Genomic DNA, 20,811 nt, shown 5'->3' on the forward strand with positions numbered 1-20,811 from the left:
CACCACCAGCACCGGTATGCCAACCTTGAAGCGTGACGAACACACCCGTGTGCGTGCTGGGTCTCGGCCTCATCGGCGGTTCCCTCATGCGCGCCGCCGCCCGGGCCGGCCGTGAGGTTTTCGGCTACAACCGGTCGGTGGAAGCCGTCGCGGCCGCGAAGTTCGACGGTTTCGACGCCACCGAGAACCTCGGCGAGGCGCTGCGCCGGGCCGCCGACCGCAACGCCCTGATCGTGCTGGCCGTGCCGATGCCCGCGCTGCCGCAGCTGCTCGAGCACGTCCGCGATACCGCGCCGCAGTGTCCGCTGACCGACGTCACCAGTGTCAAGGGCGCAGTCCTGGAAGAGGTCGGCAGGTTCGGATTGCTGCCGAACTTCGTCGGCGGCCATCCGATGGCGGGCACCGCGCACTCGGGCTGGGCGGCCGGCGACGCGAAGCTGTTCACCGGTGCACCGTGGGTGGTCAGCGTCGACGATCACGTCGACGCGAAGGTGTGGACACTGGTCGCACAGCTGGCGCTGGATTGCCACGCGGTCGTGGTGCCGGCCCGCTCCGATGAGCACGACGCCGCCGCGGCCACCATCTCCCACCTGCCGCACATGTTCGCCGAAACGCTGGCCCAGATCGCCGGCGAGGTGCCGCTGGCCTTCGCGCTGGCGGCCGGCTCCTTCCGTGACGGCACACGGGTGGCGGCCAGCGCACCCGACCTGGTGCGCGCCATGTGTGAGGCCAATGCCGACCAACTACTGCCCGCCTTGGAGCACGGCATCGAACTGCTCACCCGCGCCAAGGACACGTTGGCGGCCACGGGCTCGGTGGCCGATCTGGTCGAGACGGGTCACGCCGCCCGCATGCGTTATGACAGCTTCAGCCGGCCCGAGATCATCACCACGGTGGTCGGCGTCAACAACTGGCGCGCCGAGTTGGCGGCCGCCGGACGCGCCGGCGGGGTGATCAGATCCGCTCAGCCAGTCCTGGGTAATCCAGGATGAAGCCGTCGGCGTCCACCGTGATGGTGGTGTCGGCGATCGGCGAGTGCAGCTTCATCCCGGCCCCGGGCTCGCCGGTACTGCGGTACGTGATGTTGGCCGGCTCCACCGCGAAGTCCGGCAACCGCACATAGACCACCGGGACGGTCACCGTCTCAGCTTGCTGATGCAGGCCGGTCCGCCGGATCGGCAGTGCGTTGAAGAACGGGCTGAACACGACGTCGACATCGAGCGCACCACCGAAGTCCGACCGTTTGGTCTGGTTGTGATCCTGCACCAGCCACATGTTCTCCTCGTCACGCGCGATGGAGAGCTGACGCTCGCGCTCGGCCAGGGTGACCGACAGCGAGAGCCGCTTGGTGGCGCCCGTCTCATCGGTGACCAGGTCATAGGAGGCAGAGAACGCCGGGTGAGCCTCGGTGGCGGCGGCCACGATCCGGCCGTACGCCTTGATCCGGTTGCCCGACAACTGAACCCGAACCGATTCCATCCGAGGTTCCTCGTGCGCCCGCCACGTCAACACCGCAGGCCAGGCACTGTCCTTCTGGTCACTCACCCTCCTACCGTATGCGACGCCGCTCGGCCGTTGTAGTCGAGTCCAGAACTCCCGCGGTCGGCCCGCGCGGACCTCGAGTCGCGCACCACCTCGTCGTCGAGCAACGGCTGCGGCATCCGGCGCCATCCTCCCAACCGGCCACGACCGGGCACCGACAGCCACACCGCGAACGCAAGTGCGGCATCGAGGATCAGGGCTAGCGCGGTCACCATGAGCGCGCCCACCAACGCGACGTGGAACTGGCGCACCTTGATCCCGTCGATCAGATACCGGCCGAGCCCACCGAGGCTGGCGTAGGCAGCCACCGTCGCGGTCGCCACGATCTGCAACGTCGCGGTGCGCAGCCCTCCCAGGATCAGCGGCAGCGCGTTGGGCACCTCGACCCGCAGCAGCACCCGGCGTTCGGTCATGCCCATCGACCGGGCCGCGTCCACCACGGTGGGATCGACATTCGCGACGCCGGCATAGGTGCCGGCCAGCAGCGGCGGGATACCCAGCAGCATCAGCGCGACCGTCGGCGGCACCAGCCCGAGCCCCCACAACAGCACGCCGAGCAACAGCACACCGAGGGTGGGTAGCGCGCGCAGCGCATTGACCCCGGTGACGACGAGGAAGGTGCCCCGCCCGGTGTGCCCGATGAGCAGGCCGACGGGAATGGCGATCAGCGCCGAGGCCACCACCGCGACGACGGTGTACTCGAGGTGCTCGAGCAGACGGGCACCGAGGCCGGCGGGCCCGGCCCAATTGGCGGCGGTGAAGATGAAGTCGAGGGCCTGCTGCAGAAAGTTCATGCCGCGGCCCGAATCCGGGGAGTTCGCGGGCCGCGGGCGGTGCGGGTCCACGGTGTGATCGCCCGGCCCGTGAGCATGATGAGCGTGTCGATGACGATGGCCAACACGAAGATCGCGATGATCCCGGCGACGATCTGGTCGCTCTTGTTGGACTGATAGCCCTCGGTGAACCAGGTGCCCAGACCCCCGATGCCGATCACCGAACCGACCGACACCATCGAGATGTTGGTGACGGCGACCACCCGCAAGCCCGCCACCAGCACCGGGATGGCCAGCGGAAGTTCCACCTTGAGCATCCGCACCAATGGCCGGTAACCGATCGCGGTGGCGGCGTCACGCACCGGCTCTCCTACCGCGTCGAGCGCCTCCGGGACTGCTCGCACCAACAGGGCCGTGGTGTAAAGCGTCAGCGCCACAATAACATTGGCCTCATCCAGGATGCGGGTCGGGATGACCAGCGGCAGCACCACGAACAATGCCAGCGACGGGATGGTGAAGATGATGCTGGCGGTCAGGGTGGTCAGACGCCGCAGCGTCGTGGTGCGCTGAACCGCCGCGCCCAACGGGACCGCGATCAGCAGACCGAGCACGATCGGCACGAGCGACAACCGCAGGTGCACGACCGTCAGTGTCCACAGGTCGTCGAGGTGGTTCAGCAGGTACCGCATCACGGCTCCAATGCCGGGATCTGCCGTTGAGTCTTCAGGGCTGCCAGCACGTCTTCAGCCCGCACGCCGCCGATCACCTGCCCGTCGGCGTCGACGGCGACACCCAGGCCCGAGGGTGAGGACAGTGCCGCGTCCAGCGCCTGACGCAGGGTGCCGTCCGGCCGAAACAGCGAACCTCCGGCAATCGTGCTGTCGTACAACGATTTTCCGGCCCGATGCACGGTGACGCCCTCGGCGTTGACCCAGCCGTACGGGGAGCCGTCGGGCCTGGTGATCAGCACCCAGTCCGCAGGACCGAGCTGCAGCCCGTCGAGTTCGGCCTCGGCGACATGACGAATGATGTGCAACGGCAGCCCGGTGGCATGGAAGAACTGCAATCCGCGGTAGCCGCGGTCGGCGCCGACGATCCCGGCCACCAGATCGTTGGCCGGATTGGACAACAGCCGGCCGGGCGAATCGTATTGCTGCAGCACTCCCCCGCGACCGAAGACGGCCACCAGGTCGGCGAGTTTGATCGCCTCGTCGACGTCGTGCGTGACGAACACGATGGTCTTGCGCAATTCGCTCTGGAGCCGCAGGATCTCGGTCTGAAGATCCTCCCGCACCACCGGGTCGACGGCGCTGAACGGCTCGTCCATCAACAGGATCGGGGGGTCGGCGGCCAAGGCCCGGGCCACCCCGACGCGCTGCTGCTGCCCGCCGGACAGCTGCGCCGGGTAACGGTCAGCCAGTTTCGGGTCCAGCCCCACCCGCTCCATCACCCCGATCGCGGCCTTGCGGGCGCTGCGCCGGGATTCACCCCGCAGCACCGGAACCGTCGCGACGTTGTCCACCACCCGCAGGTGCGGCATCAACCCGGCACTCTGGATCACATAGCCGATACCGAGCCGCAGCTTGACCGGGTCGACGGTGCTGATGTCGTCCCCGTTGACGGTGACGGTGCCCGACGTCGGATCGATCATCCGGTTGATCATCCGCATCGAGGTCGTCTTGCCGCAGCCGGACGGTCCGACGAAGACCGTCAACGTGCCCTGTGCCACTTCGAGATTGAGATTGTCGACGGCGACGGTGCCGTCCGGATACTGCTTGGTGACGTTCTCGAAGCTGATCATCTGGTCACCGGCTTGTCGAAACCGTTGTCCCGCACCCACTTTTCGGCGGCCTCGTCCGGGTCGACGCCGGCGTTGCCCTCTACCGCGGTGTTCAGTTCGATCAATGCTTTGGTGGTGAGTTTGGCCGACACCGCGTCGAGCACGGTCTTGAGTTCGTCCGACTTCTTCTGCGAGGCGACCAACGGCACCACGTTGGCGGCCAGGAAGGCATTCTTCGGATCTTCCAGGACCACCAGATTGTGCTGGTCGATCGCCGGTGAGGTGCTGAAGATGTTCGCCGCGGTGACGGCGCCGCTGTTGAGTGCCTGCACGGTGGCCGGGCCGCCGCCATCGCTGATCGCGACGAAATTGGCCGGGGCGATGTCGAGGCCGTACCGCGACTTCAGGCCGACCAGACCGGTCTGACGGGTCTGGAATTCCGACGGTGCACCGACTTTCACCTCGGCCGAATGGGCGGCCAGGTCCGCGATCGTCTTCAGATTCCAGCGCTGGGCGGTCTCGGCGGTGACGGCCAGGGTGTCCTTGTCCTCGGCCGGTGAGGGCGACAGGATCGACAGATCCCCGGGCAATGCCTTGAACAGGGCCAGCAGCACGGCGTCCGGGGTGGTGGCGGTGGTGTGCTCGTCGAAATACTGCAGCAGGTTGCCGGTGTATTCGGGGATCAGATCGATCGAGTGATCCTGCACCGCAGGCACATACGTCTCCCGGCTGCCGATGCCGAACTGTCGGCGGACCTGAAAGTCGTTGGCCTCCAAGGCCTGAGCGTAGATCTCGGCGACGATCTTGGACTCCGGGAAGTCGGCAGACCCGACGGTGATCGTCAACAGATCACCCGAGATCTCTCCACCACCCAGCGGATTCGCGCTGCCGCACGCCACAGCCCACGGCAGCACCAGGGCGAGCAGGGTCATCGCGGTGGCCAGGGTTCTGCGCGGCACAGGCGCGTCCTTTCGGCGACGGCGGCTCGACGATCAGCCACTGACGACCCTAACGCCCACACCCGACATGCCGCCCGCTTTACCTCGGGGTGTTTGCTTTGCCGCCGTTAGGGGCAAAGATGGCAGAATGACCAGCGATCAACCTGTATCGCCCGATTTGCCAGAGCCGGCGCCGTACACACCGGGTACGCCACTGCCCGACGACGGCAAACCCGAGCCCGGCAAAACGCCTGCCAAATCCGGTAAGGCCACCGAACCCAAGCTCACCCGCGCCGCGGCCTTGTGGACAGCACTGATCCTGGGTTTCCTGGTGCTGATCGTGCTGTTGATCTTCATCGCGCAGAACACCGAGCCGGTGCCGCTGACGTTCCTCGGCTGGCACTGGTCGTTGCCGACGGGCGTGGCCATCTTGGGCGCGGCGGTGGCCGGCGGGTTGTTGACCGTGGCCGCCGGGTCGGCGCGGATCTTCCAGTTGCGCCGGGCCGCCAAGAAGAATTTCAAGGCCGCCCAGCGCGGCTGAGGCTAGCTCAGGGCGCGCAGGCCCGCCGCGATCAGAGGTGCCACGGCCTCGCCGACATGCTCGGGGCCGTCGGCCCCCTCGCGTCGTCGATAGTCGATGCCGGCGGCGATGATGGCCAGCTTGAAATCGGCCAGCGCCATGTAGAAGTCCCAGTGCGCCAGCTCGCGCCCGGACACCTTGGCGTACCGGTTGGCCAGTTCGTCGGCGGTGGGCAGCAACTCGGAGGTCCAGGCGGCGTCGGCATGGACGTGGCCGAACATCGGGTCGCGGTACACACACATCAGCGCGGTGTCGGACAGCGGGTCACCGAGGGTCGACATCTCCCAGTCGAGCACCGCGCGCACCACGGTGGCGTCCTGGGCGTCGAGGATCGTGTTGTCGATCCGGTAGTCCCCGTGCACGATCGAGGTGCCGCTCTGCGGCGGAACCGCCTCGGACAGCGCCTGGTGCAGGCGTTTGACATCGTCGTCGCGCGGATCGTCGGGTAACCGGACCAGGTCCCACTGCGAGCCCCAGCGGCGCACCTGGCGGGCCAGGTAGCCGTCGGGTTTGCCGAAGTCGCCGAGGCCGACCTCGGCCGGATCGACCGCGTGCAGATCGGCCAGCGCCTGGATCAGCGCGTCGACGCAGCCGTCAATGACGCTCTGGTCCCCCAGCGCTTCGAGTTCCGGAGCGGTGCGCACCACCCGGCCCTCGACGTGCTCGACCATCTGGAACGGCGCCCCCAACACCGAGTCGTCGTTGCGCATGGTCACCGCGCGGGCGACCGGGACGGCGGTGCCGGCCAAGGCCGCCACCACCTTGTACTCGCGGGCCATGTCGTGTGCCGAGGGAGTCAGACCGTGCAGCGGCGGACGGCGCAGCACCCACGCCGAGGCGTCGTCGTACACCCGGAAGGTGAGGTTGGAACGGCCGCCGGCGATGAGTTCAGCGCGGAGCTCACCGCTGCGGGCGATGCCCTCGGCGCGCAGGTGCCGGTCCAGGGCGATGAGGTCGAGCCCCTCGAGATTCGTCACGGTCTTTGTTTACCAGGTTAGATTTCTCGGCAGCAGATCCCATACATGTTCGGTGCCGTTGACCGACGCGACGGCCAGCCGCCCCGAGCGCGACGACAGCACCCGCGTCACCGAGGCGTAGTCCACATGGAACGACAGCAACCGCTCGGTCTGCAGGATCTGGTGCAGCAACACATTGATCACCCCGCCGTGGCTGAACACCGCGACCGTCTCGTCATGGCTGCCCGCGGTGACCAGGTCCTCGACGGCGGCACCGATGCGCGCCAGAAAGGCCGTCTCGTCCACGCTGCTGGGCAGGTGACCGCTGGCCAGGCGGGCCAATTCCTCGGGGTTTTCCTTGGCGATGTCCTCGATCGGGACGTAATGCGACATGTCGCGGTCGTACTCGGCGAGCCGCTCGTCGACATCGACCGGCAGGCCCAGTGCCTTCGACAGCGGTCCGGCGGTCTGGATGGCGCGCCGCTGCGGGCTGCTGACCAGCCGGCTGATCGGGAACCGGGACAGCGCGGCCGGCAGGCGCTCGGCTTGGGCGAGACCGTCCGGCGACAGGTCGGGGTCGGACCCTTGACCCGGCTCGCTGCGCAGCGGTAAAGCATGTCGGACCAGAAGCAGTTGCACCGTGCCACCATAGGGCCGCGGTGCGCGACGGCCGGAGAGGGTCAACATGGGATACGCCGACGAGTTGTTCGATCTGAGCGGCCGGGTCGTCCTGATCACCGGTGGCAGCCGGGGTCTCGGCCGGGAGATCGCGATGGGGGCGGCGCGCTGCGGCGCCGATGTGGTGATCGCGAGCCGCAACCTGGATTCCTGTGTCACCACGGCCGAGGAGATCGTGGCCGCCACGGGGCGGGCCGCCCTGCCGTATGCCGTGCATGTGGGCCGGTGGGATCAACTCGACGGGTTGGTCGAGGCCGCCTATGACCGATTCGGCAAGGTCGACGTATTGGTCAACAACGCCGGGATGTCACCGCTGTACGAATCGTTGGGCACGGTGACCGAGAAACTCTTCGACTCGGTGTTCAACCTGAATCTCAAAGGGCCGTTCCGGCTCTCGGCGTTGCTCGGTGAGCGCATGGTGGCCGACGGCGGCGGCGCGATCATCAACGTCAGCTCGTCCGGATCCCTGCGCCCCGACCAGTACATGCTGCCGTACGCCGCGGCCAAGGCCGGGTTGAACGCCATGACCGAAGGACTGGCCAAGGCCTTCGGTCCGACCGTGCGGGTCAACACCCTGATGGCCGGACCGTTCCTCACCGACGTCAGCAAGTCCTGGGACATGACCGGTGAGCCGTTCGGCCACCTGGCTTTGCAGCGGGCCGGCAATCCGGCCGAAATCGTCGGTGCCGCACTGTTTCTGATGTCGGACGCATCGAGCTTCACCACCGGTTCGATCCTGCGGGTGGATGGCGGCCTGCCCTGAGCCGCGCACGGTATGGTGACTCAGACAGCAAACTTGTCATGACAACCTGACCGGAGGGTGGAGCGATGTCGGAGCCGCGGTCGCGCCACGAACACGTCGCGGCCGAACTTCGCCGGCGCATCAGACGGCGGGACTACGCCATCGGTCAGCCGCTGCCCGCCGAGAGCGCGCTGTGTGCCGAGTTCGACGTATCCCGCGGGCCGGTGCGCCAGGCCCTGGCCACGCTGAAGAACGAAGGGCTGATCCGGGTGTCCCGCGGCAAACCCGCGGTGGTGCGCAGCCACGACGCCACCCAGACCCTGGACACGTTCACCCCGTTCACCCAGTGGGCCGAGCGCGCCGGACGCACCGCAGGTAACCGCACGATCGAGGTGGCCCGGCGCCGCCCGTCCGAAACCGCAATCGAGGCTTTGGGTTTGACGGCTGAGGACTTCGTGGTCGACGTGCTGCGGGTGCGGCTTCTCGACGGTGAACCGGCGATGATCGAGCGCAGCACGTTCATCGACTCCGTGGGTTCGATGCTGTTCGAGTTCGACACGGACTCCGGCTCGATGACCGATTACCTGGCCAGCCGTGGCGTGTACTTCGACTCGATGGAACACGTGCTCGACGCGGTGGCCGCCGGGCCCGAGGACGCCGCCAACCTCGGAATCCCGCTCGGCAGCCCGCTTCTGCGTGAGCGTCGGGTCTCCCGCGATCAGCATGGCGTGGTGTTCGAATGTGCCGACGACCGGTACCGCCCCGACATGGTCACGTTCAGCATCGTCAACGCGCGCACCAAGTTCTCGCCCGCCGGTTAGTCCGCGGCCGGCATCCGGTTCCAGTGCGGCAGGAGCAGCAGCATGGAAAGCAGTGCAGCACCGGCAAATCCGTAGAACAGGGCCGAGGTGCCGAGGTAGCCGGGGAGCAACCCACCCAGGATCGCGCCGACCGAACCGCAGCAGTTGATGAACCCGGCCGCGGTGCCGGCATGCTTGGAGGTTCCGAAGTCGACCGCCGCGACGCAGGAGATCATCGCGTCGGCGCCGTAGACACTCAGGCCGATCACGCCGAGCACGATCACCATGACCCAGGCGTTTCCGGTCGCGGTCAGCGGGCCGAACAAGGCCAGCACCGCCACCAGGATCCCCAGGCTGATCACGCAGGCGGGCACGCGCCGTGCACTGAACACCCGGTCGGAGATCCGGCCCAGCAGGATCGGGGCGACGACGCCGGCGACGCCGAATGCCACCGGGATCGTCACGGCCTGGAACTTGTCCCCGTCGGCGAGACGTTCGGCGACGATCACCGGGCCCCACAGCAAGATCGCGTACCGCGCCGGTTTCAGCAGAAAATACGACGCACCAAGGGTTCTCACCATGCGGTCACGCAGCACGACCGACAGCGAGTCGCGCCAGGACGCCTTCGGTTCGGCGACGGCCTCCGCGTCGGGCGAGTCGTCGAGTTCGACGCCTTCTCGGGCATCCTGACCCGCGCGGTACTCCTCGATCGGCGGCAGCCCGACATCCTGCGGCCGGTTGCGCTGGAGCATCAGGACGAGGACGAACACCCCGGCCACCACGGCAGCCCCGGTGAAGAACGCCGCCCGCCATGAGCCGAAGACGTCATAGGCGGCCCACCCCAGGACCGGAGCGGCCACCAGACCGCCGAATGCGTAGTTGGTGCTCCACAGGCCCAGCACGCGGCCGCGTTCTCCGATCGAGAAGAACTGGGCCATGTTGCTCAGCGTCGGGGACCAACCGGTGGACTGGGCCAGTCCTTGGACGATCATGAGCGGCAGCAGGAACACCAGCGCGGGCAGCAAGCCCATGAACACGGTGGCGACCGCCGAGATCGCCAGACCACCGAGGATCACCACCCGGGGACCGAACCGGTCGGAAACCTGGCCCCAGACGAACTGCCCGGCTGCATACGCCGCGAGGTAGGCGGCGTCGAGGTTGGCCAGGGTGCTCTTGGTCAGGCTGGTGCTGAGAATCGGGTCTTCGAGAATGCCCAGTTTGGCCACCGAGAAGGCCTGTCGGGTGAAATAGAAGCCGGCATAGGCGATCCAGGTGACGGCGAAGATCTGTATCCGCCAACGGCGGTAGCGCACAGCGGTTGACGGGTCGGTGGAAGTCGTTGCTTGGGTCATGAGAATGCACCTCTGGTGGGTGTGCTGCAGACGGTGTGCTGACGGGCCGGGGCAGATAGCCGAGTGAGTTGGCCGAACGTCACACGCAGGTTTCTCGGATGAGAACGACGTGAAGAAGCGTTGCGGCGGTCGGAAGGCGGGGCCTGCGACCGACCGCCGCGCGATCAATGAGCTACCGCAGTGCAGCCACCAAAGACGGCAGATCGGCGACGCTGTCGAGGATGTGCGTGGCACCTGCCTCGGACAGTTGTGCCCGGTTGTGGGCACCGGTGAGCACCCCGATCGAGGCTCGGGCCCCGGCGCGCAGCCCGCAGATGACGTCCGAGGAACTGTCGCCCAGAACGATCATCGAACGCACCGAATCGGTTTCGGTCTGCATCAGCGCGGTCAGTGGCATGTCCGGATACGGCCGGCCCCGCACGCCCGGGGACGGGCAGAGCACCACGTCGGCGAGATGATGCCAACCCAGCGCGTCGATGATGGCCGACTGGGTTTCTTTGGCGAAGCCGGTCGTCAGTGCGGTCTTGACCCCGGCCGACCGCAAGGAGGTGATGACGTCTTCGGCTCCGGGGATCGGACTGCAGTTACCCTCGGAGACCAATTGGGCGTAGCAGCGCTCGAATTCCTTGTTCGCGGCCTGGGCTTGCTCTTCGTTTCCTTTGGCCAGGTGACGGAACACCATGATCTTGGACTGCCCCATGGTGTCGGAGACGTAGCGCAGCATCTCCTGCCGATCGGCTTCCGTCTTCGACAGGCCGGCATGGCTGTCGGCGGCCAGGAATGACTGCTGCACGAGCCCGCTGTCCTCGACAGTGGTCCCGGCCATGTCGAACACGACCAGACCGATTGAATCAGTTGCTTTGGCACTCAATGGTTTAACCTTTCCTTTTGATCGTTCAGGCGGGTGCGACGACTTTGTCGCGGGTCAGCGCGTTCTCGACGCTGTCGTAGGCGAGGCCCATGCTGGTGGTCATGCCGATACCGGTGGTGACGGTGACGACATGGGTGCCCTCGATGGGCTCTTCGATCAGGAACTCCTGCCCTGGCGCCGACGTGTATACCCCCTGCCAACGCTCGGAGACGTCGATCTCCTTGGTTCCGAAGAGTTTCCGGGCTTCTTCGAGGAGAACGGCGAACCCCTCTTCGGATTGGAAGGGCGGCGCGGAGACGTCGCGGTAGTGGGTATCGCCGATCAGCAGCGAGCCGTCGGGCTGCGGGGTGTACATCTGGTGCAGATCGATCGCGACATACTCGGGATGCTCGGCACGCAACCGCTGGGCGACGGCCTCAGTGGAGGGCAGGTTCTCGAAACCGGAGTAGCGCAGCAACGACCACCCGGTGAACAACGGTGCGGGCAGCGCGAAAGCCAGCGGTAGGCGCGCCCGCAGCATGTGCAGGCGGCAGCGCAGCAGGCCGTCCCGTTCGGCGAGGTGCGGGAAGAGGCGGTCGATGTCGTAGTTGACCGTGACGAAGGTCGTCGTCGCCCGCAACGGCCCGCGTGAAGTGTGCACGACACCGGGTTCGAAACCGACAGCCGCAGTGCGCCAATGGAAGTCGACACCTTCATGTTCGAGCCAACACGCGATCGACGGGGCCGCCGTGCGGGGGTCGACCTGCAGGTCGTTCGGCAGGTACATGCCACCGGTCACGCGGTCACCAACTACCGGGATTCGCTCCAGGATCTGATCACGGCTCAGCAACCGCACCTCGGACGGCTCACGGGTGGTGGCGAACTCGCGCATCACGGCAAGTTCGTCGTCATGACGCGCCACCACGAGAGTGCCGGATTCGGCCGACCAGAAGCCGGCTTTGCGCGACAGGTCGAGCCAGTGCTGACGCCCGTTGCGGCCGTAGTCCCGCGCGACACCGGACTGCGCAGTGATGCAGGCATGGCCGAAGTTCTGCACCGACGCACCGACGATGCCGTCGGCGTGGTCGACGACGGCGACGCTGAGTCCGCGCTGATGCGCGTGGTAGGCGTGCGCCAGACCGACGATGCCGGCGCCGACGACCACGACGTCGTAGCTCTGATGATTTCCCATGCGGATACTGTGGTCCGCATCACCGCACTTGTCAATACAAGTGGGGAATTTTTACCTGGTGTCTATATATGTAAGGTTTCGTTCACCTCACGGCGTGACGATGTCGAAGTCGGGATCCGGCCGGTCCAGCGCCGACAGCAGGGCCTGCAAGGCCTCAGCGTCACCGGTGACCTCCAGGCCGGGTGAGGTCGCGTCACCCGCGATGACGGCCAGCAGCCGCAGCTTGTTGGCCAGCGTCACGGTGACGTGCGCACTCGCTCCGTCCGCCGTGGTTTTGCGGTAGACCAGCACTCCGTTGCGCACGGTCAGCCGGTAGTTGACGGCGCTGTCCAGGAAGGTCACGTCGATGGCCAGATCGAGATCCCACGCGCGCGGACCATTGATGCTGATCGCGAGGACGTCGAACATCTGCTCCGGACTCAGCTGGGCCAGCATCGTCGGCGCGGTCACCTGACCGACGGTGCCGACCTTGCCGTCGCGCAGTTCCTTGGCGCCGGTGAGGAAGAAGTTGCGCCACGTGGCGTTCTCTGCGCCGTAGGCCAGCTGGTCAAAGGTGTCGGCGTACAGCGTCCGGGCGTCGGCGTGATCGGCGTCGGTGAACATCACGTGATCCAGAAGCGTTGCCGCCCAGCGGAAATCGCCCTCGTCGAACGCCTTACGGGCCAGCTCGACGACCCGGTCGATTCCGCCCATCGCCTCGACGTAGCGGGGTGCGAGCGCTTCGGGCGGGTGCGGCCACAGCCGGCCCGGGTTGCCGTCGAACCAGCCCATGTAGCGCTGGTAGATCGCCTTGACGTTGTGGTTGACCGACCCGTAGTAACCGTGGGCGTGCCAGGCTTTTTCCAGCGCGGGCGGCAGCTGGAACTGCTCGGCGATCTCCACTCCGGTGTAGCCCTGGTTCAGCTGACGCAAAGAGCCTGCCACCTCAGGGTGTCCGCGTCACGAACGTTCGAGTGGGTGCAGACTGACCTCGGACAGCACACCGGCACCGATACGCGCCGTCATGTACGTGCAGTACGGCTGGCGTCGACGATCGGTCGGCGACCCTGGATTCAGCAGGCGCAAACCGGTTTTCGCGGTGGTATCCCACGGAATGTGGCTGTGGCCGAAGACCAGGACATCGGTTCCGGGATAGTCCCGCGCCATCCTGGCCTCCCGGCCGGTCGCTGCACCGGTCTCGTGGACGACGGTCAACCGCACCCCGTCCAGCGTCACGTCGGCACGCTCGGGGAGCCGCCTGCGGAGTTCGGCCCCGTCGTTGTTGCCCCAACAGCCGATCAGGCGGGCCGCACGCGCGCTCAGCGCGTCGAGCAGGGCGACGTCCACCCAATCACCGGCGTGGACAACGACATCGGCCCGATCCACCTCGTCCCACACCTGAGCCGGCAGATCTTTGGCGCGCTTGGGTACATGAGTGTCGGCAATGAGCAGCAGCCGCATCCAGCCGACCCTACGTGACAGACGTGTCTGCACGTGGGAGGCCGGCGCCACGTCCTACACTCCCCCCATGGAGCTACTACGCAACGTAGTTGTTTATGCGCATCTGATCGGTTTCGCCGTCATGGTCGGCGCCTGGGTGGCCGAGGCGGCGGCCCGCCGTTTCGAGATCACCCGGGTGATGGATTACGGCATCACCCTCTCGCTTGTCACCGGTCTGGCCCTGGCCGCGCCGTGGCCGGCCGGCATCGAGCTGAACTACCCCAAGCTCGCCACCAAGCTCGTCATCCTCGTCGCGCTCGGCGCGGTGCTGGGCATCGGGCGGGCACGGCAGCGTCGTACCGGTCGGCCGGTCATGCCGCTGTTCGTCGCCGCCGGCATACTGCCGCTGCTCGCAGCCGGGATCGCCGTCCTCTGGACCTGAGGTCACGGCCGAACCTGAGCTGAAGCTGAGACCGTCCCGTAAAGTTAACTGGCAAACCACATGTCGGCAGGTACGGGAATCGATGGGTCACAGACACGCCATGGCAACCGCCAGGGTCATGCGCACGGCGGCATTCACCGGGTGCGATTCACCGCACGGTGACGATGGCGTGCGGGCCAGGACCCGCCGCAGCGACCGGTCGCGCCAAGTTCATCACGGCGTCTTCGCGCAACGGCGGCAGCGCCGCTACGCCGGGCAACTGAAGTCCACGGCGGCCGCGGCCATCGACCGCTCTCCCTGGATGAACGATCGGGTGACCGTGCTGCGCCGTTTCCTGTCCGAACAGCACGGGCTGCATCTACCGCCGGAGCTGGCCCGGGTTCAGGTGGCCGGCCACGTCGAACTGCTCATCTCGGTGCTGCGGCTCGACCGCCAGGCCGCACGCCAGCTTGTCACCGACGACGTCCTGCGGGAGATCGCCATCGACATCGCGACCGCGGTCGCCTCGGAGTAGGGCGCCGACGTCGCGGCGCCGAGATCGACGTCAGGGTCGTCGCTGCGTACGAATCACAGCTCTGGTGTCGATCTCGATGGAAATCGAGGCCTACGACGCCGCGAACTCGACCGTACGAGCATCGCGTGCACAGGCCGGGTGCCCATTGCGGCCGAGACCTGCACTCCGTGCGGCCGACGCACAACGTATTCAAGAAACATCCCGACCGTGGCGTCGGCTCCAGGCGCGTCGTCACCAGTCAAAATGTCATCAGGCTCAGGTTCGCCGATCGCGCAGGCAGTTCCGATCACTGAGGCGGCCCACACTTTTCCACCCTCAGCTTCGACGAACAGGTTGGCGTACCCACCAACTGCGCGGATTCGGCCGAGCACGGTCGACCATCGCTCCTCGCTGAGCGCGACGATGACAGGAAACTCTCCGTCATCGTTCGTGACCTCAAGATCCACCTCAGCCAGCGCGCCACACGCCAACTGCCAGTTCACCTCACGCCGGAAAGCGTCGAGCCGGGATTCGCTCATCAACATGCTCCCTTATGGACCTTCCGCCCGGATGATACGCGCACGAGTGTGAGATTCCCCCCTCAACCTGCGCAAAAGCCCGCTGCACGTCGTCGATCGAATCTAGCCGAACCAAGCTTCGCGGGACTTCGCCGTTTTGCGTGTGTAGATGGCAGTGGCCGTGGCCGTGGCAGCAATCGAAATACTCGACTGTCTCCCAACCCTCTGAGGTGAGGACTTGGACATTGATCACGAAGTCGGCAAGCCGACCGTTGAATCTCCACAGGAAAAATTGCAGACGGACGGTATTGGCTTCGTCGTAAGGAGATTCCCACTGCCTTGGAGGCCCGCACCGTCGACGCATCTGCTTTGCGTCGTACTGTCCCTGGGAAGACTCAATCTGACGGATGGTTTCCCGCTGTGCCTTGCGCAGCTCGTGCCGACCCTGTTGCCCCCGCCGAACCATGCGGACACGATAGTCACAGCGATTTCCGGCGAAGTCGGCAAGCGAACATGCCCCGAAAGCAGCGACTCCCGGGCGTATTACCTAGGCCTCGGGAGTCGATACAGGTGATCAATTGTGCGCCCGAAGGGATTCGAACCCCTAACCTTCTGATCCGTAGTCAGATGCTCTATCCGTTGAGCTACGGGCGCCTAGCGCTATTCAGTTGTGCGGTTGACAAGTCAACCGTGGCGGAGGCGAGAGGATTTGAACCTCCGGTCCCCGGTAAGGGGGACAACTCATTAGCAGTGAGTCCCATTCGGCCGCTCTGGCACGCCTCCTTTGAACTTCTGTGAGGGTACCGGACTCCGTCCTGTCGCCCGAAACCGCCGAGGGCACACAGTACACAGCCTCCCCTATTCTGGCCAAGTGAGTATCCGTCTGCGCCCCGAAATGGCCGACCTTCCGGCGTACGCACCAGGCAAAACAGTTCCGGGCGCAATCAAGATCGCGAGCAACGAAACCGTGCATCCGCCGCTTCCCAGCGTGCGCGAGGCAATCCTGAAGGCCACCGAGAACATCAACCGCTACCCCGACAACGGCTATCTTGACCTGCGCGAACACCTCGCCAAGCATGTCGATTTCGCGCCCGAGAACATCGCCGTCGGCTGCGGTTCGGTGAGCCTGTGCCAGCAGTTGATACAAATCACATCCACCGTGGGCGACGAAGTCGTGTACGGATGGCGCAGTTTCGAGATCTATCCGTTGCAGATCCGCACCGCGGGAGCGACGGGCGTGCCGGTCCCGCTACGTGACGAGACTCACGATCTCGACGCGATGCTCGCGGCCGTCACCGACCGCACCCGGCTGATCTTCGTGTGTAACCCGAACAACCCGACTTCCACCGTCGTCGACCCCGAGGCCCTGGCCCGATTCGTGGCGGCGGTGCCCGACGACATCCTGATCATCCTCGACGAGGCCTACGTCGAGTACATCCGCGACCGGTGGGTCCCCGACAGCCTCGGGCTGGTGCGGGCCCACCGCAATGTGGTTGTTCTGCGCACCTTCTCGAAGGCCTACGGTCTGGCCGGTCTGCGGGTGGGCTACGCCGTGGCCGACCCGGAGATCGTCACCGCCCTGGGCAAGGTGTACGTGCCGTTCAGCGCCACTACCGTGTCGCAGGCCGCGGCCATCGCCAGCCTGGAGGCCGCGGACGAACTTTTGTCCCGCACCGATGCCGTCGTCGCCGAACGCACCCGCGTCAGCGACGCCTTGCGCGAGGCGGGTTTCGAGCTGCCGCCCTCGCAGGCCAACTTCGTCTGGCTGCCGCTCGCCGAACGCACCCTCGACTTCGTGGCCAGGGCCGCCGACAACCGCATCATCGTGCGCCCGTACGGTGAAGACGGTGTGCGGGTCACCATCGGTGCGCCGCATGAGAACGACGCCTTCCTGGAGTTCGCCAAACGCTGGAATGCGCCCGGTCTGGCCGGGCCTCGAACAGGAGACACCAAGTGACCGACGCACGCGGCACGTTCGATGGATTCGTCAGCCGCGAGGGGCAGATCCCCGACGCCGAACTCGACGCCTTCTGGGCCCTGCTCAAGCCGGCCGGCATCGACTTCATGCTCGGCGAGTGGAAGGGCGGCGAGTTCCAGACCGGGCACAAGGCCAACGGGTTCATGAAGAAACTCAACTGGTTCGGCAAGACGTTCCACTCGGCCGGCGACGCCAAGCCCCTCGTGTGCCTGGACGCCGAGGGCAACAAGTTCTCCAACACCGAGGCGATGAAGGGCGAGGCCAGCCTGTGGCTGGAGGAGTTCCGCGGTGAGGTGACCGCCACCATGGTGTACGACGGAGCGCCCGTGCACGACCACTTCAAGGTGGTCGACGACAACACCGTGGTGGGCATCATGAACGGCAAGGGCGCCGTGGTGGATGGCCGCTACCTGTACTTCTACCTGCAGCGCGTCTAGGAGATACCCATGGCTGACACGTACGAGTCCGTCTCCGTCGAGATCAAAGATCACGTCGCACAGGTGACGCTGCTCGGCCCCGGCAAGGGCAACGCGATGGGCCCGGCGTTCTGGGCCGAGATGCCCGACGTGTTCGGCACTCTCGACGCCGACCCCGAGGTGCGTGCGATCGTGCTGACCGGGTCGGGCAAGAACTTCAGCTACGGCCTGGACCTGCCGGCGATGGGTGCCGAGATGCCCGGGCTAGACGCGGGTGCCGCCGATCGCGCCGGGTTCCACAAGCGGCTGCTGAAGATGCAGGGCGCCATCACCGCCGTCGCCGACTGCCGCACCCCGACCATCGCCTCGATCCACGGCTGGTGCATCGGCGGTGGCGTGGATCTGATCAGTGCGGTGGACATCCGCTACGCCAGCGCCGACGCCAAGTTCTCGGTGCGCGAGACCAAACTAGCCATCGTCGCCGACGTGGGCAGCCTGGCGCGACTGCCGCTGATCCTGTCCGACGGACACCTGCGCGAGCTGGTGTTGACGGGTAAGGACGTGGACGCGGCGCACGCCGAGAAGATCGGTCTGGTCAACGACGTGTACGACGACGCCGACGCCTCACTGGCGGCCGCGCACGCCACGGCCGCTGAGATCGCCGCCAACCCGCCGCTGACCGTCGCCGGGGTGAAGGACGTGCTCGACCAACAGCGCACCGCCAGGGTGGCCGAGAGCCTGCGGTACGTGGCCGCGTGGAATTCGGCGTTCCTGCCGTCGAAGGATCTGGCCGAGGCGGTCACCGCGATGTTCCAGAAGCGCCCGCCCCAGTTCACCGGGGAATAGGCGTCCAGCCGAGCTCGGCTTTGGCCTTCGCATTCGACAGCGGCAGCCAGGTGGAGCCGAAGGCGGTCGCGGCGTACGGGGCGACGAGTTTGACCACCGACCGCGGCAGCGGCCACGGGCGGGGCCGGTTCCGCTTCGCGTTCAGTTCCCGGATGTAATCGCCGAAGGACTGGGGCCGGTCGTCGACGACGTTGTAGATCTGGCCGCCCCGGCCCTTGTCGAGGGCATCGGCGGTGACGCGGGCGACGTCGTCGATGTGCACCCAGGACAGCATCCCGTTACCGGTCATCGCCGGCATCGCCCACCAGGTGGCCAACCGGTGGAACATGTCGTCATGAGTGACGCCGGGGCCGTAGAAGACGCCGTAGCGCAACACGATTCCGTCGGTCCCACTCGTCTGCCCCGAGGCCAGCACGTTGCGTTCCATCCCCCGCAACGCCTCCAGCATCTGTTCTCCACGCGGTGGCGGCCGACCGAAGTACGGGTCGGTTTCGTCGATCCGGTCCGGCCCGGCCGTCGGGTAGCCATACGCGAAGATCACCGACTCGGCGACCACCCGGCGCACCCCGGCCCGTTGCGCTGCGGCGACGAGATTACCGGCACCGCGGCGCCACAGCTGCTTGGCCGGATCGAAGTCCTTGATCCGCATGGGGCCCAGCTTGGGCAGGGTGGTCAGCAGGCTCACCACTGCCTCGGGCTTGAATTCGCCCACTACCGAGTCGATCTGATGGGCGTCGAGCACGTCGGCCACCACGGGTTCGGCGCCTTCGGCGGAGATCTGCGCGGCCTTGCCCGACGAGCGCGTCACCCCGATCACCTCGTGACCACGCGCATTGAGTTCCCGTAGCAACGGGATTCCCGGGACGCTCGTCGCACCGGCCACAAGGACACGCATCTATCGCTCCCTGTCGTCAGACAGGCTGGCCCGCAAGGCGATTGCCAACAGCACCGTGGTGAACACCAGGCCGCCGGCTTCCAGCCAGCCGACCCAACTGCCGGCGGCATGGTCGGTGTCGACCAGATGGCTCAGCGCGTGCAACGCCCAGTGCGCGGTGGCGAAGGCTAACGCCGGCACCCGCCAGCTACGCCATCTGAGCGCGGCCAGCATCAGTAAACCGAGCGGCAGTTCGAAGGACGCATTGTCGAAGATGTAGTGGTCGTTGCGCGTGCCGAATGCACCGAGGGTTTCGAAAAACACGCCGGGGGCCACGAGCATGAACACGCCCAGCGCCACCGAGTAGACGCCGAACACAGCGAGGACCACTTCTGGGTAGCGCCGGGTGTGGGTCACCGGGCCCGCGGCGTTGGCCATGTCATCACGCTAACCCTGCGGTGGCCGCCGGCGTAGCGCGTCAGTGCGGCCTATTTGGCCGACTTGCGCTCAGCGAGCTTGTACTTCACAAGAGCGACCAGCGCCTTCGGATTACGGGCGAACGCGCCTGCAGCCTGCAAATACAACTTGGCCTTCTGCCCGAACGTCAGTTGCTGCTCTTGTTCCGTCACTAACTCTCCCCTATCCGACAGATGTGACCGAACAATAGCGTGCGCCGTCAGGAGGCCGCACCGACCTCCTGGCGCTGGCGCTTCTCCTCGTAGAACCGCGCCCGCTCGTCGAGTGCGTCGAGGAACTGGGCGAGCTCCTCCCGGGCCTTCTCCCCCTCGGGCCCGAAATCGGTTCTGTCGAACACGCGCCAGAAGCGCAGGACGGGCTGTAACACGTCGTCGTGATGGACCCGCAGATCGTAGATCCCGGCTTTGGCGATGGTGATCGCGTTCGAGGCGAAGTCGGTCATGCCGATGCCCGGCATGGCGAAGTTCAACACCTCGTCGCGGATGGCCGCCATCGCGGCGTCGGGCGCGATGTCCAGCGCGGCCGCCATGAGGTTGCGGTAGAAGACCATGTGCAGGTTCTCGTCGGTCGCGATCCGGGCGAGCAGCTGATCGGCGATCGGGCAGCCCGAGGCTCGCCCGGTGTTGCGATGCGACACCCGGGTGGCCAACTCCTGGAATGACACATAGGCCATCGCCGCCAGCGGCGTCTTGTCCCCCGAGTCGTACCCGGCGACCGTGTGCTCCATCCGAAGACGTTCCAGGGCAACGGGATCCACGCCACGGGTGACGACGAGGTAGTCACGCAACGCGATACTGTGCCGGCCTTCCTCTGCCGTCCACTGCCCGACCCAGCTGCCCCACGCGCCATCACGAGAGAAGCGGGTGGCGATCTCCCGGTGATACGACGGCAGGTTGTCCTCGGTCAGCAGGTTGACCGTCATGGCCACCTTGGCGACCGGGTCCAGCGGCGAATCCTCCGGCCGCCAATCCTCGCCGCCGAGGAAGCCGAAGTCACGTCCACGACTCCATGGCACATAGTCGTGCGGGAACCATTCCCGCGCCATCGACAGATGCCGGTCGAGGTTGCTCGCGACAACCGGTTCGAGTTCGTGGAGCACTCCGCTCTGGGCGTCCATTCCTGTCCTCCCATTCGTTCAACGCGTCCGATCCCAACCTACGCTACC

24 protein-coding genes, 2 tRNA genes and 1 pseudogene are annotated in these 20,811 nt (G+C 66.5%); 9 read left to right on the top strand and 18 right to left on the bottom strand.

Annotated elements, in window-relative coordinates; translation table 11 throughout:
- Positions 1-47: 47 nt before the first annotated feature.
- A complete protein-coding gene (locus tag A5733_RS02590) occupies positions 48-992 on the top strand; it encodes a prephenate dehydrogenase (RefSeq protein ID WP_076238965.1) in 945 nt (314 codons plus the stop codon).
- Here A5733_RS02590 and A5733_RS02595 read toward each other — a convergent pair.
- Genes A5733_RS02595 through A5733_RS02615 form a run of 5 tightly spaced genes read right to left on the bottom strand, consistent with a single transcriptional unit; the run spans position 955 to position 5,027 of the window.
- The gene (locus A5733_RS02595; RefSeq protein ID WP_076238966.1) at positions 955-1,545 is read right to left on the bottom strand and encodes a putative glycolipid-binding domain-containing protein; all 591 of its coding nucleotides are present in this window, start codon (positions 1,543-1,545) and stop codon (positions 955-957) included. The genes A5733_RS02590 and A5733_RS02595 overlap by 38 nt on opposite strands.
- Positions 1,542-2,336: an ABC transporter permease gene (locus A5733_RS02600; protein WP_076238990.1), complete on the bottom strand. Its 795-nt coding sequence runs from the start codon at positions 2,334-2,336 to the stop codon at positions 1,542-1,544. The genes A5733_RS02595 and A5733_RS02600 overlap by 4 nt, the downstream gene beginning before the upstream one ends.
- On the bottom strand, positions 2,333-3,004 hold the full coding sequence (locus A5733_RS02605) for an ABC transporter permease (protein WP_076238967.1): 672 nt from the start codon (positions 3,002-3,004) through the stop codon (positions 2,333-2,335). Before A5733_RS02605 ends, A5733_RS02600 begins: the two co-directional genes overlap by 4 nt.
- Positions 3,004-4,116: an ABC transporter ATP-binding protein gene (locus tag A5733_RS02610; RefSeq protein WP_076238968.1), complete on the bottom strand. Its 1,113-nt coding sequence runs from the start codon at positions 4,114-4,116 to the stop codon at positions 3,004-3,006. The genes A5733_RS02605 and A5733_RS02610 overlap by 1 nt, the downstream gene beginning before the upstream one ends.
- On the bottom strand, positions 4,113-5,027 hold the full coding sequence (locus A5733_RS02615) for an ABC transporter substrate-binding protein (protein WP_076238991.1): 915 nt from the start codon (positions 5,025-5,027) through the stop codon (positions 4,113-4,115). Before A5733_RS02615 ends, A5733_RS02610 begins: the two co-directional genes overlap by 4 nt.
- A 154-nt stretch (positions 5,028-5,181) precedes the next feature.
- Here A5733_RS02615 and A5733_RS02620 point away from each other — a divergent pair, with 154 nt between their 5' ends.
- Complete coding sequence (locus A5733_RS02620; RefSeq protein WP_067772139.1) at positions 5,182-5,574, top strand: lipopolysaccharide assembly LapA domain-containing protein; 393 nt, start codon at positions 5,182-5,184, stop codon at positions 5,572-5,574.
- A 2-nt stretch (positions 5,575-5,576) separates the two neighbouring features.
- Here A5733_RS02620 and A5733_RS02625 read toward each other — a convergent pair whose 3' ends face one another.
- Positions 5,577-6,590: a phosphotransferase family protein gene (locus A5733_RS02625; protein WP_076238969.1), complete on the bottom strand. Its 1,014-nt coding sequence runs from the start codon at positions 6,588-6,590 to the stop codon at positions 5,577-5,579.
- Positions 6,591-6,599: 9 nt separating this feature from the next.
- Complete coding sequence (locus tag A5733_RS02630) at positions 6,600-7,208, bottom strand: histidine phosphatase family protein (protein ID WP_076238992.1); 609 nt, start codon at positions 7,206-7,208, stop codon at positions 6,600-6,602.
- 46 nt (positions 7,209-7,254) lie between these two features.
- Between A5733_RS02630 and A5733_RS02635 the strand changes: the two genes are divergently transcribed.
- A complete protein-coding gene (locus tag A5733_RS02635; protein ID WP_076238970.1) occupies positions 7,255-8,010 on the top strand; it encodes an SDR family NAD(P)-dependent oxidoreductase in 756 nt (251 codons plus the stop codon).
- Positions 8,011-8,075: 65 nt separating this feature from the next.
- The gene (locus tag A5733_RS02640) at positions 8,076-8,810 is read left to right on the top strand and encodes a GntR family transcriptional regulator (protein WP_076238971.1); all 735 of its coding nucleotides are present in this window, start codon (positions 8,076-8,078) and stop codon (positions 8,808-8,810) included.
- Here the strand turns inward: A5733_RS02640 and A5733_RS02645 are convergent.
- From A5733_RS02645 to A5733_RS02665, 5 genes and pseudogenes are all read right to left on the bottom strand, one after another.
- On the bottom strand, positions 8,807-10,141 hold the full coding sequence (locus A5733_RS02645; RefSeq protein WP_067772151.1) for an MFS transporter: 1,335 nt from the start codon (positions 10,139-10,141) through the stop codon (positions 8,807-8,809). The two genes, A5733_RS02640 and A5733_RS02645, sit on opposite strands and share 4 nt — an antisense overlap.
- A 172-nt stretch (positions 10,142-10,313) precedes the next feature.
- Positions 10,314-11,012, bottom strand: coding sequence for a phosphonatase-like hydrolase (locus A5733_RS02650; RefSeq protein ID WP_142253766.1), 699 nt, complete (start codon positions 11,010-11,012; stop codon positions 10,314-10,316).
- Between the two features lie 25 nt (positions 11,013-11,037).
- Positions 11,038-12,183: a TIGR03364 family FAD-dependent oxidoreductase gene (locus A5733_RS02655; RefSeq protein WP_076238973.1), complete on the bottom strand. Its 1,146-nt coding sequence runs from the start codon at positions 12,181-12,183 to the stop codon at positions 11,038-11,040.
- Between the two features lie 87 nt (positions 12,184-12,270).
- Positions 12,271-13,098: pseudogene (locus tag A5733_RS02660) on the bottom strand (alkyl sulfatase dimerization domain-containing protein); the annotation flags it as partial.
- 24 nt (positions 13,099-13,122) lie between these two features.
- Positions 13,123-13,623, bottom strand: a complete 501-nt coding sequence (locus tag A5733_RS02665) for a metallophosphoesterase (protein ID WP_076238974.1) — start codon at positions 13,621-13,623, stop codon at positions 13,123-13,125.
- Positions 13,624-13,690: 67 nt separating this feature from the next.
- On the opposite strand from A5733_RS02665, the gene A5733_RS02670 reads away from it, so the two are divergent.
- Both A5733_RS02670 and A5733_RS02675 read left to right on the top strand, forming a co-directional pair.
- Positions 13,691-14,044, top strand: a complete 354-nt coding sequence (locus tag A5733_RS02670) for a Fe-S protein (RefSeq protein ID WP_076238975.1) — start codon at positions 13,691-13,693, stop codon at positions 14,042-14,044.
- A 100-nt stretch (positions 14,045-14,144) separates the two neighbouring features.
- Entirely contained in the window at positions 14,145-14,558 is a 414-nt protein-coding gene (locus tag A5733_RS02675) for a hypothetical protein (RefSeq protein WP_231965763.1), read from the top strand.
- A gap of 1,078 nt (positions 14,559-15,636) precedes the next feature.
- On the opposite strand, the gene A5733_RS02685 is transcribed toward A5733_RS02675, so the two are convergent.
- Together A5733_RS02685 and A5733_RS02690 are read right to left on the bottom strand one after the other, a co-directional pair.
- Positions 15,637-15,709 (bottom strand) — tRNA-Arg (locus A5733_RS02685).
- A 37-nt stretch (positions 15,710-15,746) separates the two neighbouring features.
- Positions 15,747-15,838, bottom strand: a tRNA-Ser gene (locus A5733_RS02690).
- Between the two features lie 88 nt (positions 15,839-15,926).
- Between A5733_RS02690 and hisC the strand changes: the two genes are divergently transcribed.
- From hisC to A5733_RS02705, 3 genes are read left to right on the top strand one after another with little or no spacing between them, the layout of a single operon-like run.
- A complete protein-coding gene (hisC, locus tag A5733_RS02695; protein ID WP_076238977.1) occupies positions 15,927-17,012 on the top strand; it encodes a histidinol-phosphate transaminase in 1,086 nt (361 codons plus the stop codon).
- Complete coding sequence (locus A5733_RS02700; protein ID WP_067772179.1) at positions 17,009-17,470, top strand: DUF4334 domain-containing protein; 462 nt, start codon at positions 17,009-17,011, stop codon at positions 17,468-17,470. Before hisC ends, A5733_RS02700 begins: the two co-directional genes overlap by 4 nt.
- 9 nt (positions 17,471-17,479) lie before the next feature.
- A complete protein-coding gene (locus A5733_RS02705; protein ID WP_076238978.1) occupies positions 17,480-18,295 on the top strand; it encodes a crotonase/enoyl-CoA hydratase family protein in 816 nt (271 codons plus the stop codon).
- On the opposite strand, the gene A5733_RS02710 is transcribed toward A5733_RS02705, so the two are convergent.
- The 4 genes from A5733_RS02710 to A5733_RS02720 are packed head-to-tail and all read right to left on the bottom strand — an operon-like array spanning position 18,282 to position 20,763.
- Positions 18,282-19,190, bottom strand: coding sequence for an NAD(P)-dependent oxidoreductase (locus tag A5733_RS02710; RefSeq protein ID WP_076238979.1), 909 nt, complete (start codon positions 19,188-19,190; stop codon positions 18,282-18,284). The two genes, A5733_RS02705 and A5733_RS02710, sit on opposite strands and share 14 nt — an antisense overlap.
- A complete protein-coding gene (locus tag A5733_RS02715) occupies positions 19,191-19,607 on the bottom strand; it encodes a hypothetical protein (protein ID WP_076238980.1) in 417 nt (138 codons plus the stop codon).
- 50 nt (positions 19,608-19,657) lie between these two features.
- Complete coding sequence (locus A5733_RS27405; protein ID WP_157561337.1) at positions 19,658-19,798, bottom strand: hypothetical protein; 141 nt, start codon at positions 19,796-19,798, stop codon at positions 19,658-19,660.
- Positions 19,799-19,845: 47 nt separating this feature from the next.
- The gene (locus tag A5733_RS02720; RefSeq protein ID WP_067772191.1) at positions 19,846-20,763 is read right to left on the bottom strand and encodes an acyl-ACP desaturase; all 918 of its coding nucleotides are present in this window, start codon (positions 20,761-20,763) and stop codon (positions 19,846-19,848) included.
- Between the last annotated feature and the right edge of the window lie 48 nt (positions 20,764-20,811).

It is taken from the genome of Mycobacterium sp. NS-7484 (assembly GCF_001953975.1).
Classification (GTDB): domain Bacteria; phylum Actinomycetota; class Actinomycetes; order Mycobacteriales; family Mycobacteriaceae; genus Mycobacterium.

Excerpts from the sequence above, each read along its gene's own strand:
- A5733_RS02605 (WP_076238967.1), bottom strand. The coding sequence starts at position 3,004 with ATGCGGTACCTGCTGAACCACCTCGACGACCTGTGGACACTGACGGTC.
- A5733_RS02670 (WP_076238975.1), top strand. The coding sequence starts at position 13,691 with ATGGAGCTACTACGCAACGTAGTTGTTTATGCGCATCTGATCGGTTTC.
- A5733_RS02665 (WP_076238974.1), bottom strand. The coding sequence starts at position 13,623 with ATGCGGCTGCTGCTCATTGCCGACACTCATGTACCCAAGCGCGCCAAA.
- A5733_RS02615 (WP_076238991.1), bottom strand. The coding sequence starts at position 5,027 with ATGACCCTGCTCGCCCTGGTGCTGCCGTGGGCTGTGGCGTGCGGCAGC.
- A5733_RS02710 (WP_076238979.1), bottom strand. The coding sequence starts at position 19,190 with ATGCGTGTCCTTGTGGCCGGTGCGACGAGCGTCCCGGGAATCCCGTTG.
- A5733_RS02705 (WP_076238978.1), top strand. The coding sequence starts at position 17,480 with ATGGCTGACACGTACGAGTCCGTCTCCGTCGAGATCAAAGATCACGTC.
- A5733_RS02655 (WP_076238973.1), bottom strand. The coding sequence starts at position 12,183 with ATGGGAAATCATCAGAGCTACGACGTCGTGGTCGTCGGCGCCGGCATC.
- A5733_RS02600 (WP_076238990.1), bottom strand. The coding sequence starts at position 2,336 with ATGAACTTTCTGCAGCAGGCCCTCGACTTCATCTTCACCGCCGCCAAT.
- A5733_RS02645 (WP_067772151.1), bottom strand. The coding sequence starts at position 10,141 with ATGACCCAAGCAACGACTTCCACCGACCCGTCAACCGCTGTGCGCTAC.
- A5733_RS02610 (WP_076238968.1), bottom strand. The coding sequence starts at position 4,116 with ATGATCAGCTTCGAGAACGTCACCAAGCAGTATCCGGACGGCACCGTC.
- A5733_RS02715 (WP_076238980.1), bottom strand. The coding sequence starts at position 19,607 with ATGGCCAACGCCGCGGGCCCGGTGACCCACACCCGGCGCTACCCAGAA.
- A5733_RS02640 (WP_076238971.1), top strand. The coding sequence starts at position 8,076 with ATGTCGGAGCCGCGGTCGCGCCACGAACACGTCGCGGCCGAACTTCGC.
- A5733_RS02675 (WP_231965763.1), top strand. The coding sequence starts at position 14,145 with ATGGCAACCGCCAGGGTCATGCGCACGGCGGCATTCACCGGGTGCGAT.
- A5733_RS02720 (WP_067772191.1), bottom strand. The coding sequence starts at position 20,763 with ATGGACGCCCAGAGCGGAGTGCTCCACGAACTCGAACCGGTTGTCGCG.
- A5733_RS02620 (WP_067772139.1), top strand. The coding sequence starts at position 5,182 with ATGACCAGCGATCAACCTGTATCGCCCGATTTGCCAGAGCCGGCGCCG.
- A5733_RS02635 (WP_076238970.1), top strand. The coding sequence starts at position 7,255 with ATGGGATACGCCGACGAGTTGTTCGATCTGAGCGGCCGGGTCGTCCTG.